The following is a 14,308-nucleotide window of genomic DNA, read 5'->3' as shown; positions in this document are numbered from 1 at the left end:
TGCCCGCTTCACCCTGCCGCGGAAACCAGGCCCTGATGAGGGAGCCGACCCGCCGGGGGGGGGGGGGGGGGGGGGGGGGGGGGGGGGGGGGGGGTGGGGGGGGGGGGGGGGGGGCGCTCCCCCCCCCCCCCCCCCCCCCCCCCCGTCCCTCGTACCCCGTCCCCCCGTCAATCAGCGAGGGAACGGGCAGCTCACGCCTTCGCCCCGGACGCCTCGGGAGCGGACTGCGATGCCGTGCCCGGCTCCGGCTGGGCGGTTGCCGGGCGGGCCGGGATGAGGGACGCGACGGCCGATGCCGCGAGGGCGACGCCGCAGCCGATCAGCATGGCGACGCGGAAGCCGCTCTCGGAGGGGAGGGCGTAACCGCCGAAGTCGGTGGTCATCTGGGCCAGGACCACACCGATCACGGCGGCCGACACGGAGCTGCCGACCGAACGCATCAGCGTGTTGAAGCTGTTGGCGGAGGCGGTCTCCGACTGGGGCACCGCGCCCATGATGAGGGCGGGCATCGCGCCGTAGGCGAAGCCGACGCCCGTGTTGCAGACGATGGTCACGACCAGCAGGCCCCAAGTGGAGCCGGTCTCGATCAGCGGCAGGGAGAGGCCGTAGCCGAGGGCGATGACGAAGCTTCCGACGGACAGGGTGACCTTGGGACCCTTGGCGGCGGAGAGCTTGGCGCCGATCGGCGACATCACCATCATCATCAGGCCCGCGGGGGCCATCCACAGGCCCATGGCCAGCATCGACTGGCCCAGGCCGTAGCCGGTGGCCTCGGGCAGCTGGAGCAGCTGGGGCACGACCAGCGCCTGGGCGTACATCGCGAAGCCGACCAGGATCGAGGCGGCGTTCGTCATCAGCACCTGGGGGCGGGCGGTCACGCGCAGGTCGACCAGCGGGTCACTGATGCGCAGCTCCCACCAGCCCCAGGCCAGCAGGACGACGACCGCGGCGGCGAACAGACCGAGCGTGGTGCCGCTGCCCCAGCCCCAGTCGGCGCCCTTGGAGACGGCGAGGAGCAGGCAGATCAGCGCGGTTCCGAGACCCACCGCGCCGAGCAGGTCGAAGCCGTTCGACGCGGAGTTCTCACGGCCGGCGGGCACGAAGAACCAGATCAGCGTGCCGACCGCGAGGGCCAGGGCGGCAACGACCCAGAACAGCACCCGCCAGCTGGCGTTCTCGGCGATCGCCGCGGAGAACGGCAGGCCGAGCGCGCCGCCCACACCCATGGACGCGCTCATGATCGCGATGGACGAGCCCAGCTTCTCCGCGGGCACCACGTCGCGCAGCAGGCTGATGCCCAGGGGCACCACGCCCATGCCCAGGCCCTGCAGACCGCGTCCGACGATCATCGGGATCACCGAGGAGGCCAGGGCGCAGACCACCGAGCCGAGGATGAGGGGGATCAGGGAGGTCAGCAGCATGCGCCGCTTGCCGTACATGTCGCCGAGGCGTCCGGCGACGGGCGTCGCCACGGCCGCCGCGAGCAGCGTGGCGGTGATCACCCACGAGGCGTTCGAGGAGCTGGTGTCGAGCAGGGTCGGCAGTTCCCCGATCAGCGGCACCACCAGCGTCTGCGTGATCGCGGCCACGATGCCGCCGAAGGCGAGGATGCCGACAACGCCGCCGGGGCGGGTCTCGGGCTTGGAACTGTCCACGGGTACTCCCTCGTGCTCTTTCAGATCCTGATTCAGATCACGTTCGGATCATGGAGATATGCACCATGCAAAGGATGTGCATCATACATGCCGAATGCACGGTACATATCGCCCGTGGTATATCTGAACGGGAAGGTGGCCGGCCTCCCCGGGCGGAACGCGCCCGGGCGGGAAAGGGGAGGCCGACCAGGAGCCGAAGGAACATCGCGTGGACAAGCCCCTTGACCTGATCGAATTCGAGACCATGCTGCTCGGGCGGTACATGCACCTGCTGACGCCGCGCATGCGGGGCGGTGACGGGCGGCTCGACCGCAGCGCCTACCTCCTGCTCAGCCGCATCCAGGTGGAGGGCCCGATGTCCATCAGCCAGCTCAGCGACGCCTTCGGCCTGGACACCTCCACGCTCAACCGGCAGACCGCCGCCATGCTGCGGTCCGGGATCGTCGAGCGCATTCCCGACCCCGCGGGGGGCATCGCCCGCAAGTTCGCCATCACCGCCGAGGGCGAGCGCCGGCTGGCCTCCGACCGCGCCTTGAACCTGAACGGTCTGGAGAAGGTGATGGCCGAGTGGGCGCCGGAGGAAGTGGCCGAGTTCGCCGCGTACCTCGGCCGCCTGAATCGCGACATCGAACATCTCGACGGGCGTCCCTGGCCGCGCCACTGACGGGGAATCACCCCTTCATTTCCCCGGCTCGCTCACTGAGTCGACCGCTCAAGAAGACGCGGGCAGTGGGTCGACCGCTCAAGAAGACGCGGGCGGTGAGTCGACCGCTCGAAAATACGCGGGCGGTGTACCAAGAGCTCAGGCAGACGCGCGCTTGCGGGGTGCGGCTGCGGTCTTCTTCGCGCCGGTCTTCTTGGCCGCGGTCTGCTTGGCGCTGCCGGCGGTCGCGGTCGACTTGGCGGCGGTCTTCTTCGTGGCCGCCTTGGCGGTCGACCTCTTCGCCGTCGACTTCTTCGCCACGGACTTCTTGGCCGCCGTCTTCTTCGCCGCCGACGTCGACTTCTTGCCGCCGACCTCCTTGGGGGCCGTACGGGCCGACTTGCGCGCGGCCGTACGGCGGGCCGGAAGCGGGGTGACCTCGGCGGCCTCGCCGGTTTCTCCGGTGTCCTCGCCCCGCGACTCCTTGGCCGCGCGCACGCTCTTCTCCAGGGCGGCCATCAGATCGAGCACCTTGCCGCCGCCCTTCTCCCGCGCGGGCGGGCCGGGCGCCTGCTCGCCGGAGGCCTTGGCGGCGATGAGTTCCTCGACGGCTTCGCGATAGTCGTCGTGGAGGTCTTGGAGGTCGACCTCGCCGAGGGTGTCCATCAAGGCGTCCGCCAGGTCCAGTTCCTTGTCGCGGACGGTGACGCTCGTGTCCGGGGCGACCTCCTCCGTACTGCGGATCTCGTCCGGCCAGAGCAGGCCGTGCATGGCGATGACGTCGTCGACGACACGCAGCATGCCGAGCCGCTCCCGGCCACGCAGGGCGAACTTGGCGATGGCGACCTTCTGGCTGCGCTTCAGCGCCTCGCGCAGAAGGGTGTACGGCTTGGCGGCGGGGACGCCGTTCGCGGACAGGTAGTACGCCGTGTCCATCTGGAGCGGGTCGATCCGGTCGGCCGGCACGAAGGCCACGATCTCGATGGTCCTGGCGGTCGGGATCGGCAGCTGGGCCAGGTCCTCGTCCGTGATCGGGATCAGTGTTCCGTCCGCGTCCTCGTACGCCTTGCCGATCTCCGCGGTCGTGACCTCGCGGTCCTCCGGCTCGCAGAACTTGCGGTAGCGAATGCGCCCGCCGTCGTCGAGGTGGATCTGGCGGAAGGAGATCGAGTGGCTCTCCGTGGCGTTCACCAGCTTGATGGGGATGCTGACCAGGCCGAAGGAGATGGCACCGTTCCATATGGATCGCACGTGCAGCACCTTCCGATCGATGTCCGAGATCCGATATCGCCCGTTTTCATGGGATTCTCATCGTATGACGCCGATCACGGAGGTGGAGGGGCGACGGCTCGCGCTCAGCAATCTGGAGAAGGTTCTCTATCCGGCCACCGGCTTCACCAAGGGCGAGCTGCTGCACTACTACGCGACGGTCGCGGACGTGCTGCTGCCGCACCTCCGCAACCGGCCCGTCTCCTTCCTCCGCTACCCGGACGGGCCGGACGGGCAGGTCTTCTTCACCAAGAACGTGCCGCCCGGTACACCCACCTGGGTCGTGACGGCCGAGGTCCCCCGCTCGGAGGGGCCCGCCCGCATGGTCCTGATCCAGGATCTCGCCAGCCTCATGTGGGCGGCGAACCTCGTCACCGAGTTCCACACGCCGCAGTGGCGGATCGATGCGCCCGATCTCGCCGACCGGCTGGTCTTCGACCTCGATCCGGGGGCGCCGGCGACGGTGGTCGAGTGCTGTGAGGTGGCGTTGTGGCTGCGGGAGCGGTTGGGGGAGGACAGGGTCGAGGCGTACGGGAAGACGTCGGGGTCGAAGGGGTTGCATCTGCTGGCCGCGCTGGAGCCGGCGCCCTCCCGGGAGGTCACCGCCTACGCGAAGGAGCTTGCCGTCGAGGCCGAGCGGGCGTTGCCGGGGCGGGTCACGCACCGGATGACGAAGAGTCTTCGGTCCGGGAAGGTGTTCGTCGACTTCAGTCAGAACGCGGCGCGGAAGACGACGGCGACGCCGTACACCCTGCGGGCTCGGGCCGAGCCGTCCGTGTCCACGCCCGTGACCTGGGACGAGGTCGGCTCCTGCGGCCGCCCGGGCCAACTGGTGTTCCTTGCCACGGACATCGTCCCCCGCCTCGAGCGGTACGGGGATCTGCTGGCGCCGCTGCTGGATCCTGGGCGGGCGGGGGCGTTGCCGTGAGGGTGGGGCGAGGGTTTTTCGCTCCCCGCCCCTGCCCTTCCCGACCTTTCCCGTACCTGGGGGCTGAGCCCCAGACCCCCGCTATCGGCCTTACGGCCTCGTCCTCGAACGCCGGACGGGCTGAAGACTCACACCCGCAACCACGTATGCCGGTCCCGGGCCATCGCATGGAGTGCCTCCACGTCCGCCGGTTTCAGGACGCCGCCCAGGCGGGAGAGCGTGGCGAGGTCGGTGTCCTGGAGAACGCGGACCTCGCGCGGAGGTGCCATGACCTCCAGGTGGGCGGGGCCCGCTACGGCGAGGACGGGGTGGACCTCGGCCGTCAGGGCGTACGAGGCGCGGTCGGCGTCCGCGCGGACGCGGCGGAGGAGGGGGTGCGGCTCGTGGCGGCCGACGGTGACCATCGGGTCGGCCACCAGGACGCGCTGCTTGCGAGCGTAGAGGGCGCGGAGGGAGAAAAGGCCGCCGGGGCCGATGACCAGATGGTGCAGGCGGTCGCCGCCCGGCAGCGGAATCGAGTGCAGGGTGTGCCAGCCCGCGCCCTCGAGACGGTCGAGGGCCTCGCCGACGGCCTGCTCGGCGGCGAGCGCGCGGCGTCGCGGATCGGGGCGCATCCGGTGCGCCGGGCCCGGGTCGCGGTCGAGGGCGATCACCAGCGCCTCGCCGGGCCGGTTCGGCGCGAGGTCGTCGTCCGGGTGGAGGGTCAGGCGGGCCAGCTCCGCCGGGGTCGGGACCGGCGGCGGCCCCACCGTCACCGGGCCGGTCAGGAACGGGCCGAGCACGTCGAGCACGTCCTCCCGCCGGTCCTCGCTGAGCAGGTTCACCCGGGCCGCCTCACGGTCGTACCAGGCGATGTTCCTCCCGTCCGTCAGACAGACGTACAGCCGCTCCTGGCCGTGCCGCCAGGTCGGTATGACGCGCAGTCCGTTCATGCACCATCACCCCATGACCATGGGAACAGGCGGGGTGCTCCAGGGGCAAGAACCCGGTTACCTTTGGGATGAGTTGGGGGAGCTGACTGGGAGGCGCCGGTGCGGACCCGCAGGAAGCAACCGGATGTTCCGGCTCCGGACAGCCCGTGGAGCGAGATCGTGCCCGGCCTGTGGATGGGCGGACACGCGTTCGCGGGACGCTCGGGACAGCTCGAATTCGCTGTCGTACGCGATGAGTTCGACCTGGTCCTGACGCTGTTGCGGCTGCCGGGGCACGGGCCGGACACGGGCGTCGAGCATCATGTGTGGCCCATTCCGGACGGACCCCTCGACGGTACGCAACTGACGGGCGTCATACGTCTCGCGCGGGCCGCCGACGACGCGCTGGAAGAGGGCCGCCGGGTGCTGGTCCGCTGCTATCACGGCTACAACCGCTCGGGGCTCGTCGTCGCGCACGCGCTGATCCTCGCGGGGTACACCGCCGAGGACGCGATACGGCTGATACGGACCCGGCGCTCACCGTGGGCACTGCACAACGAGCTGTTCGTGGACTACCTGCGGGCCGGACTCGCCACGGCCAGGCTCCTCGAGGAACTCACAGAGTAGGAAGCCAAAAGTCAGAATTCAGAATTCAGAAGTCAGAGGTCAGCGGCTCCCGACGTGAAGGTCGCGAACACGGCTGCCGCCGCCACTCCGCGGGCGAAGCGGGCCCCACTACGACACGACGAACGGGCTCATGCTGATGCGGAATGTGGGCAGAATCAGGTCGGGTGACACGATCGAGGTACCGCGGGCGGACGGCTCCACGGCGGCCTTCGCGGTCCGTGTGATCCAGCAGGTGAACAAAAAGGACTTCCCGTGTTACGGGGCGACCGATCGTCCAGAGCTGCGTCTGATCACCTGTGGCGGGCCGATCCGGGACGGTCACCGCGCCGACAACATCATTCTTTACGCCGACCTCGCGCAGTAAGCAGCGCGCGCCTGCGGGGCGAGGGCGGCCCGGACGCAGGAGCGCAGTGCCCCCCAACCGCCTCAGCCTGCCCCGCCGCCCCCGCCTTCCCCGCCTTCCCCGCCGCCTCGCGCGAGCGACCGGCAGGCCCGTGCGAGCGACCCTCGGAGCCCTCGCCACCGCCGTGCTGGTGGCGACCCTGGCCGGCTGCGGCGACACCGGTGATCTGCGCGGCGCGGGCGCCACGCCCACCGCCGTCGGCCCGGCCAGGCTGTGGCCCGAGGTGCCGCCCGCCTCGACGCCCGCCCTCGACTACGGCGAGGCGGACACCGAGACGGTCAAGGGCATCGGGGCGCCGGGCGACGACATCCACAAGGTGGACCCGGTCGCCGTGGTGCGCGCCGAGGTGGCCGCGCATCCGGACGAGTACACCGGCGCCCACGCCATGTACGCCGAGACGGTCCAGCAGCTCAAGGACTGCGGCGAGAAGGGTGCGCGCGGCAAGAAGTGCCCGATCCTCCAGGCGTACTACCGCGATCTCACCGGCGACGGGAAGGACGACATGGTGCTCGGCATCCGCTTTCCCGAGAACCAGCTGGCGGTGCGCGTGTACACCTTCATGAACCACAAGCTGGTGCAGGTCATGGGCACTTCGGACAGCGTGGTGAGCGTCGAGCTGGCGGGCCGTGACGTGATCATCCGCTCGCCCTCGACGCTGCCGGTCTATGAGTTCCGTACGGTCTGGACATGGGACCCGCACCAGCACGCGATGCTGGCGACGCGCGACGAGATCCTCCGCGTGGGGACCGCGCCTCCCACCACCGCGGCGCCCTCGGCATCCCCGAGCGCATCCCCGAGCGCATCCCCGAGCGCATCCCCGAGCACAGAGCCCAGCGCATCGCCGAGCGCCGCCCCCAGCGCCGCCCCCAGCTCCTCCCCGAGCGCCTCATGAGACAGACCCTCCAGCGCCTCCCCCACTGGACCGCCACCCTCACCTGGAAGGCGGCCGCCTTCATCACGGTGATGTGCTGCGGCCTCGCCGCGCTCCTCGGCACCCTCGTGCACGTCTCGGTGTCCGACCAGACCGTCGGCGAGGCGCGCGGCCGGGCGCTCGACCGGCTCACCGAGGTGACGACGGCGTACGAGGCCGGGGACCGGCTTCCGCCGGGCGCGGGCGTCGATCTGCCCGGGATGCCGAACCGGCTGCGCGAGCTGGCGGCGGGCGGGAAGCGCGGCACGATGGTCGGGGCCGACGACGCGCACCCCACGATGTGGGCGGCCGGGCCCGCCGACGGCGGACGCACGCTCGCCGTGCAGTACGACTACTCGCAGGGCGCCCACGCCATCGACGCCCTGGACCGGGCGATCGTGTGGTCGTCGGCGCTGGCGATCGGCGCGACGCTGCTGGTGGGGGCGTTCGCCGTGACACGGGTGACGCGGCGGCTGCACGCGACGGCGCAGGTCGCGCGGCGGATCAGCGCGGGCGACCTGGACGCGCGCGTCAACGACCCCCGTACCGTCGTCGACCCCCTCACGCGGAATCCGACCCGCCCTCAGGACGAGGTGGCCGCGGTCGCCGGGGCCCTCGACACGATGGCGTCCTCGTTGCAGAGCAAGCTGCTCAGCGAGCAGCGGTTCACCGCGGACGTGGCGCACGAGCTGCGTACTCCACTGACCGGGCTGCACGCGGCGGCCGAGCTGCTGCCGCCGGGGCGGCCGACCGAGCTGGTCCGCGACCGGGTGGCCGCGCTGCGCACGCTCACCGAGGACCTGCTGGAGATCTCCCGGCTGGACGCCGGGAGCGAACGCCTCGAGCTGGATTCGGAGCCGCTGGCTCCGCTGGCCGAGCGGGTGGTGCGGGCGTCGGGGAGCGCCACCGAGGTCCGGGTCGTACGGGACGCGCGCGTGGAGACCGACCGGCGTCGCCTCGAGCGGGTGCTCGGGAACCTGGTGGCCAACGCGCACAATCACGGGCGGGGGCCGGTGGTGCTGACCGTCGACGGGCCGGTGGTCACCGTACGGGACCACGGTGACGGCTATCCGGAGTACCTCGTGGAGCACGGGCCGCAGCGGTTCCGTACGGAGGGCGGGGCGAAGGGCCATGGGCTCGGGCTGACGATCGCGCTCGGCCAGGCGGAGGTGCTGGGCGCGCGGCTGACGTTCGGCAACGCGCCCGAGGGCGGCGCGATGGCGACTCTGACGCTCTCTCAGTCCGGCTTCCCCGAAGGGCCACCTGGGGCACCCTGAGCGCCCCCTCTCCCCGATGGCCCAGTGTGACCTGCGCGCGCCCACCCCCGCTCCTAATGTGGCGATTAGTCAGGTTCGCCCCACCCTGGAGGAGCCCCCCATGTCCCTGCGGTCCACGTACACCCGAATCGGTATAGCTCTCGCCGCCGGCAGCCTCGTCGCACTCGCCGGCGCCACCCCCGCCCTCGCGGGCGAGAACGGGGATCCCGGAAACGGTGACAGCCGCGAGTGGAACGACGGCGGCGACGGTCTCGACGCTGACAACGGGTTCGGTGACGAACTCGGTGACGGTCGCGACTCGGACGACGGGTTCGGTGACGGTCGCGACAACGACGGCACGACCAGGGGCAGGGTCGACCGGAACGGCGGGCTGGCCCTGCGCAGCTCCCCGAATCGCGGCAGCCGGCTGGTCCGTGTCGCGAGGAACGGCGAGATCGTCCACATCTTCTGCAAGACCTGGGGCGAGTCGGTCGACGGCGACTCCCTCTGGTACCTGCTCGCCGACGGCACCTGGGCCTGGGGCCCAGCGCGCTTCATCGACACCTCCGGCTCTCCCCCCAGGTGCTGAACGCCGGCACCGGGTTTCCCACCAGATACACCGGAACAGCCCGTTTATCAGCACATAACGGGACACCAGGTCCCCCGCTTGCTACGTTCCGGACATGATTCAGCCGGGAATGCCCGGAACGACCGTGGCAGCGGACCCGCCCGCTTCCGCTGTACGCCTGCCCAGGCGCCGTGGCATCGAGCTCACCCTCATCGTCGTCGCCGTCCTGCTCTGCGTGTGCGGCTACTGCGCCGTCGGTCTCGCCCAGCTCGGCACCGTCCCGCCCGGCGCCGCCGGTTACGGCGCCGGGCTCGGCGTGCTCGCGCTCCTCGCGCACGGCGCGGTGCGCTTCCGGGCGCCGTACGCCGATCCGCTGCTGCTGCCCATCGCCGTACTCCTCAACGGCCTCGGCCTGGTGCTGATCTACCGGCTCGACCTGGAGACCCCGGACGACCAGGCGGCTCCCATCCAGCTCATCTGGTCGACGCTCGGTGTCGCGCTGTTCATCGCGGCCGTGCTCTTCCTGCGCGACCATCGCGTCCTCCAGCGCTACACGTACGTCTCCGTCGTCACCGCCCTCGCCCTGCTGATCCTGCCGATCTTCTTCCCGGCCGTGAACGGTGCCCGCATCTGGCTCAGGATCGCCGGATTCTCCATCCAGCCCGGCGAGTTCGCGAAGGTACTCCTCGCGGTCTTCTTCGCCGGTTATCTGGCGGCCAACCGCAACGCGCTCGCGTACACGGGCCGCCAGATCTGGCGGTTCAAGAGGCTCCAGCTCCCCACCGGCCGCGTCCTCGGACCGATCGTCGCGATCTGGCTGCTGAGCGTGCTGGTGCTGGTCCTGGAGCGGGACCTGGGGACGTCCTTGCTGTTCTTCGGCCTGTTCGTGATCCTGCTGTACGTCGCCACGGGCCGCACCGGCTGGATCGCGGTCGGGCTGCTGCTGGCCTGCGTGGGCGCGGTGGCCGTCGGCTGGCTGGAACCGCACGTCCACAGCCGGGTGCAGGACTGGCTGCACCCCTTCGCGTCGATCGACGCGGGCCAGGGCCCCAATCAAGTCGCCCAGTCCCTCTTCGCGTTCGCCGCCGGCGGGATGCTCGGCACCGGCCTCGGACTCGGCCACTCCATCCTCATCGGCTTCGCCGCCAAGTCGGACTTCATCCTGGCGACGGCGGGCGAGGAGCTGGGCCTGGCAGGCCTGTCGGCGATCTTCCTCCTCTACGCCCTCCTCGTGGAGCGCGGCTACCGGGCGGGCCTCGCCCTGCGCGACCCCTTCGGACGGCTCCTCGCGATCGGCCTCGCGTCGATCGTGGCGCTCCAGGTCTTCGTGATCGCGGGCGGGGTGACCGGCCTGATTCCCCTGACCGGCATGGCAATGCCGTTCCTCGCGCAGGGCGGCTCCTCCGTCGTCACCAACTGGATCATCGTGGCGCTGCTGATCCGGATCAGCGACTCGGCCCGCAGTCAGTACGACGGGACGGCGGCGCCGTGAGTGTGTCGGGACGGTGGCGCCATGAGTGTTCCAGGAGGTCGCGTCGTGAGTGTTCCGGGACGGTGGCGCCATGAGTGTTCCGGGAGGTCGCGTCGTGAAGTGTCGGGAGATCGCGTCGTGAGGAGTCGGGAGGTCTCGTCTTGACCAAGTACATCCGCAGGGCCGCCGGGCTGTGCGCCGTGCTGCTCGTCGCCCTGCTCGTGAACGCCGCCCGCGTCCAGGTCTTCCAGGCCCGGGCGTACGACGACAACCCGGCCAACCGCCGCCAGACGATCGCCCGTTACGGCCAGCCGCGCGGCGACATCCTCGTCGACGGCCGGTCGGTCACCGGCTCCAAGGACAGCGGCGAGCAGCTCCGCTATGAACGGGCGTACGAGGACGGCCCGTTGTACGCGCCCGTGACCGGCTTCGCCTCGCAGGTGTACGGGACGACGCTCCTGGAGGACACCGAGGACGGCGTCCTCTCCGGCTCCGACCCGATGCTCTCCCCACTCCCCCTCTGGAACGACCTCACGGGCGCCCAGAACCCCGGTGGCAAGGTCGTCACGACACTCAACGCCGACGCGCAGCGGGCGGCGTACGACGGTCTCGGCTCGCGCCGGGGCGCGGTGGCGGCCATCGAGCCGTCCACGGGGAGGATCCTGGCGCTGGTCTCCACACCGTCGTACGACCCCGGGCAGCTGTCCGGGACGGGTTCGGCGGTGACGGACGCCTGGAAGCAGCTGAACGGGGCGGCGGACAAGCCGATGCTCAACCGGGCGATCCGGCAGACCTATCCGCCGGGGTCGACGTTCAAGGTGGTGACCGCCGCGGCGGCGCTGGACGCGGGGGTGGTGACGGACGTCGACGCGCCGACCACCTCGCCGGACCCGTACTGGCTGCCCGGCACGACGACCAGGCTCGGGAACGAGATCGAGGGCTGCGAGGATGCCTCGCTGCGGTACGCCCTCGAGTGGTCGTGCAACACGGTCTTCGCGAAGCTGGGGGTGGACGTGGGACTGGGCAACATGACGCACACGGCGACGAGCTTCGGCTTCAACGACCGGAAACTGAAGATCCCCTTCTTCGTCGTGCCGAGCAACTTCGACACGCAACTGGACAAGGCGCAGCTGGCGCTCTCCTCCATCGGCCAGTTCAACACCCGGGCCACCCCCCTCCAGATGGCGATGATCTCGGCGGCCGTGGCGGACGGCGGCTCGGTCAAGTCGCCGTACCTGGTGGAGAAGACGACCACGCGTGGCGGCAGCACCGTGTCGACGACCGGTCCGCGGACACTGCACCAGGCGATGAATCCGTCGACCGCCCTGCAGATGCGCGAGCTGATGACGGATGTGGTGAACGAGGGCACAGCCATGAATGCCGCGATTCCCGGTGCGACGGTCGGCGGCAAGACCGGGACCGCCCAGCACGGCATCGACAACCTGGGGCTGCCGTACGCCTGGTTCATCTCCTGGGCCCAGGCGGACGACTCCATGGAGCCCGCCGTGGCGGTCGCGGTCGTCGTCGAGGATGCGGCGGCCCGTCGCGGGGACATCAGCGGGGGCGGGGACGCGGCGCCGATCGCCCGAGCGGTGATGGAGGCGGTGCTCAACTCCTCAATGGACAACGGTGGTTGACGGCTCCGCCTGATGGACGAGCGTGCCCGGCAGCGCGATGTACGCCGTAACCCCGGCACCCTCGGTGGGGCGCAGCTCGACATGGGTGCCGAGCCTGGCGGCGAGGGTGCCGACCACATGGTGCCCGAGGAACCTGGTCGGTGCTGCGAGCAGCGATGTGCGCTTGCGCGAGAGGAGGGCGTTGGCCTGGGCGAGCCGCTCGGCGGTCATGCCGATCCCCCGGTCGACGACGGCCAGGCAGTACTCACCGGCGTCGCGCCATCCATAGATCTCGACCCGCTGCTTGGGCGGGCTGAACATCAGTGCGTTCTCCACGAGTTCGGCCAGCAGATGGGAGAGCTCGGCAACGGCGTGGCCGCGGATGCGGCACGGCTCGATGTCCATGACGGCGACACGCTGGTACTGCTCGACCTCCGCGACGGCCGACTGCACGACCTCGGTGACGGTCACCGTGCCGGGCCAGGAGCGGGCCGGTGACTCCTCACCCGCGAGGACGAGCAGCGACTCGGCGTTGCGCCGCATCCGCGTGGCCAGGTGGTCGAGTTCGAACAGCTCGGCGAGGGCGTCCGGGTCCAGTTCCTGGCGCTCCAGGGTGGTGATCAGGCCGAGCTGGCGTCCGAGGAGCGCCTGGTTGCGGCGGCCCAGGCTGGCCAGGGACTCCGTACTGTTGCGGCGCAGGACGGCCTGTTCGGCGGCGAGGTCCACGGCGGTGCGCTCGACATTGCGCAGGGCGGCGGCAAGACGGCTGATCTCCCTTGCGCTGCCCGGCACTTGGGGCCCTACGGGTTCGGCGGCGACCGGAGTGTCGGGGTCGGCCTCCTGGATTCGCCTGACCGCGGCGGACAGGCGGCTGCCCGCCACCGCGTCGGCCTCGTCGGCCAGCGCGCTCAGGGGGCGGGTAATGGAACGTGCGGAGAACACCGCGAGCGCGCCGGCCACGACGAGGATCAGCGCGCCGAGGCCGAGGAAGCCGACGAGTTGCCCGGTGGCCGCGCTCCCGGTGTCGCTCGCACGGGCGCGTACGCGCTCACCGACCGTCTTCTGCACATCGTGCAGGTCGTCGACGAGGGTCGTCATGTCGGCCCACCAGCGGGCGGGGGCGACGCGGACCCGCGATCCTCCCCCACTCTCGGCTTCGCTCGAGCGGGGGGACCCCCATGCCCCCCGCTCGGCCTGCTGCTCATAGCCGGTCACGCGGCGGGCGGCGGGCGTCTTGAAGGCGGCGTCGAGCGCGGACTGCTGTACACCGGTGGCGAGTTGACGGAACTGGCCGAGTGCGGCGACCCGGGTCGCACGCACCTCCGTGAAGTCGAGATACTCGCCCGACCGGAAGCGGCCCGCCGCGAAGACACCGTTCAGGGAGCCGCGTTCGAGAGCGACGGCCTCGGTGGCGCGGGCCAGCGCCTGCAAGGCCTGCACACCCTCCGCGATGCGGCGGTCCCCGGCCGGCATGCCGGCCGACTCCGCGTCGATCAGGGCGGTGACGGCCTTGGTGTAGAAGGTCAGCGTGTCCGCGCGGTCGGCGGTGCCGGTGTCGACCTGGGTACGGGTGGCGGTGAGGCCGACGAGAGGGTTCCGGGCGGCGTCGAGCGCGGAGGCGGCGGTCCTGGACAGCTCGCCGCTCGCGTCCGAGAGCGCCGCCGTCAGCTGCGCGCGGGCGTCGTCCGTACGGTCCCGCTGCGCCCCTACGTCGTCCCGGTACTCCTTGGCGCCCCCCAACAAGCCATTGGTGAGGCCCCGTTCACGCTGCAACTCCTGTACGAGATCCTGCACCCGCAGCAGTACCCCGACCTGGGCCTCGGTCTCGCTCGCAGCGGACCAGTCATCGGCCCTGTCGGCGACACCCAGCCCGGTCAGGGCGAGCAGTAAACACGTCGGCACGGCGAGGACCACGGCCATACGGCCACGGATGGAGCCCCAGCCGGGGACGCGGACGGACTGGTCAGGTCGGTGGATTCGGTTCCCCCTCATGTCCAGCGAGGCTAGGGACGGGTCGGTCAGGGTGCGATGTCCGATCCGTAAGACGTCGG

General features: G+C 71.0%; 12 protein-coding genes and 1 pseudogene. 9 read left to right on the top strand and 4 right to left on the bottom strand.

All coding sequences use genetic code 11. The features are described 5' to 3' along the window. Nucleotides 1-191: 191 nt before the first annotated feature. Nucleotides 192-1,655 (bottom strand): MFS transporter, encoded by a 1,464-nt coding sequence (locus tag ACZ4WS_RS08225; RefSeq protein ID WP_467978277.1) that lies wholly within the window; start codon nucleotides 1,653-1,655, stop codon nucleotides 192-194. Between the two features lie 208 nt (nucleotides 1,656-1,863). Between ACZ4WS_RS08225 and ACZ4WS_RS08220 the strand changes: the two genes are divergently transcribed. Further along, the gene (locus ACZ4WS_RS08220) at nucleotides 1,864-2,319 is read left to right on the top strand and encodes a MarR family winged helix-turn-helix transcriptional regulator (protein ID WP_467978275.1); all 456 of its coding nucleotides are present in this window, start codon (nucleotides 1,864-1,866) and stop codon (nucleotides 2,317-2,319) included. A gap of 138 nt (nucleotides 2,320-2,457) precedes the next feature. On the opposite strand, the gene ku is transcribed toward ACZ4WS_RS08220, so the two are convergent. Next, on the bottom strand, nucleotides 2,458-3,549 hold the full coding sequence (gene ku / locus ACZ4WS_RS08215) for a non-homologous end joining protein Ku (RefSeq protein WP_467978273.1): 1,092 nt from the start codon (nucleotides 3,547-3,549) through the stop codon (nucleotides 2,458-2,460). Between the two features lie 64 nt (nucleotides 3,550-3,613). On the opposite strand from ku, the gene ligD reads away from it, so the two are divergent. Further along, a complete protein-coding gene (gene ligD, locus ACZ4WS_RS08210; RefSeq protein ID WP_467978271.1) occupies nucleotides 3,614-4,495 on the top strand; it encodes a non-homologous end-joining DNA ligase in 882 nt (293 codons plus the stop codon). A gap of 128 nt (nucleotides 4,496-4,623) precedes the next feature. On the opposite strand, the gene ACZ4WS_RS08205 is transcribed toward ligD, so the two are convergent. Beyond that, nucleotides 4,624-5,427, bottom strand: coding sequence for a nuclease-related domain-containing protein (locus ACZ4WS_RS08205; protein ID WP_467978269.1), 804 nt, complete (start codon nucleotides 5,425-5,427; stop codon nucleotides 4,624-4,626). Nucleotides 5,428-5,526: 99 nt separating this feature from the next. Here ACZ4WS_RS08205 and ACZ4WS_RS08200 point away from each other — a divergent pair, with 99 nt between their 5' ends. The 7 genes and pseudogenes from ACZ4WS_RS08200 (at nucleotide 5,527) to ACZ4WS_RS08170 (ending at nucleotide 12,278) form a co-directional block, all read left to right on the top strand. Next, a complete protein-coding gene (locus ACZ4WS_RS08200) occupies nucleotides 5,527-6,033 on the top strand; it encodes a protein-tyrosine phosphatase family protein (RefSeq protein WP_467978267.1) in 507 nt (168 codons plus the stop codon). Nucleotides 6,034-6,124: 91 nt separating this feature from the next. Further along, a pseudogene (locus ACZ4WS_RS08195) lies at nucleotides 6,125-6,397 on the top strand (sortase domain-containing protein); the annotation flags it as partial. 130 nt (nucleotides 6,398-6,527) lie between these two features. Next, a complete protein-coding gene (locus tag ACZ4WS_RS08190; RefSeq protein ID WP_467978265.1) occupies nucleotides 6,528-7,328 on the top strand; it encodes an LptM family lipoprotein in 801 nt (266 codons plus the stop codon). Next, a complete protein-coding gene (locus ACZ4WS_RS08185; RefSeq protein WP_467978263.1) occupies nucleotides 7,325-8,623 on the top strand; it encodes an ATP-binding protein in 1,299 nt (432 codons plus the stop codon). Before ACZ4WS_RS08190 ends, ACZ4WS_RS08185 begins: the two co-directional genes overlap by 4 nt. 100 nt (nucleotides 8,624-8,723) lie before the next feature. Continuing rightward, complete coding sequence (locus ACZ4WS_RS08180; RefSeq protein ID WP_467978261.1) at nucleotides 8,724-9,191, top strand: SH3 domain-containing protein; 468 nt, start codon at nucleotides 8,724-8,726, stop codon at nucleotides 9,189-9,191. A 94-nt stretch (nucleotides 9,192-9,285) separates the two neighbouring features. Next, nucleotides 9,286-10,662, top strand: a complete 1,377-nt coding sequence (locus tag ACZ4WS_RS08175; protein ID WP_467978259.1) for an FtsW/RodA/SpoVE family cell cycle protein — start codon at nucleotides 9,286-9,288, stop codon at nucleotides 10,660-10,662. A 140-nt stretch (nucleotides 10,663-10,802) separates the two neighbouring features. Next, nucleotides 10,803-12,278 carry a penicillin-binding transpeptidase domain-containing protein gene (locus ACZ4WS_RS08170; protein ID WP_467978257.1) on the top strand — a complete coding sequence of 492 codons (1,476 nt, stop codon included), beginning with the start codon at nucleotides 10,803-10,805 and terminating at the stop codon, nucleotides 12,276-12,278. Here the strand turns inward: ACZ4WS_RS08170 and ACZ4WS_RS08165 are convergent. After that, on the bottom strand, nucleotides 12,258-14,249 hold the full coding sequence (locus ACZ4WS_RS08165; RefSeq protein WP_467978255.1) for a sensor histidine kinase: 1,992 nt from the start codon (nucleotides 14,247-14,249) through the stop codon (nucleotides 12,258-12,260). The genes ACZ4WS_RS08170 and ACZ4WS_RS08165 overlap by 21 nt on opposite strands. Between the last annotated feature and the right edge of the window lie 59 nt (nucleotides 14,250-14,308).

It is taken from the genome of Streptomyces sp. NPDC029292, assembly GCF_055569295.1.
Note: the sequence above shows the minus strand (reverse complement) of the source record. Positions and strands in the feature narration are given on the sequence as shown.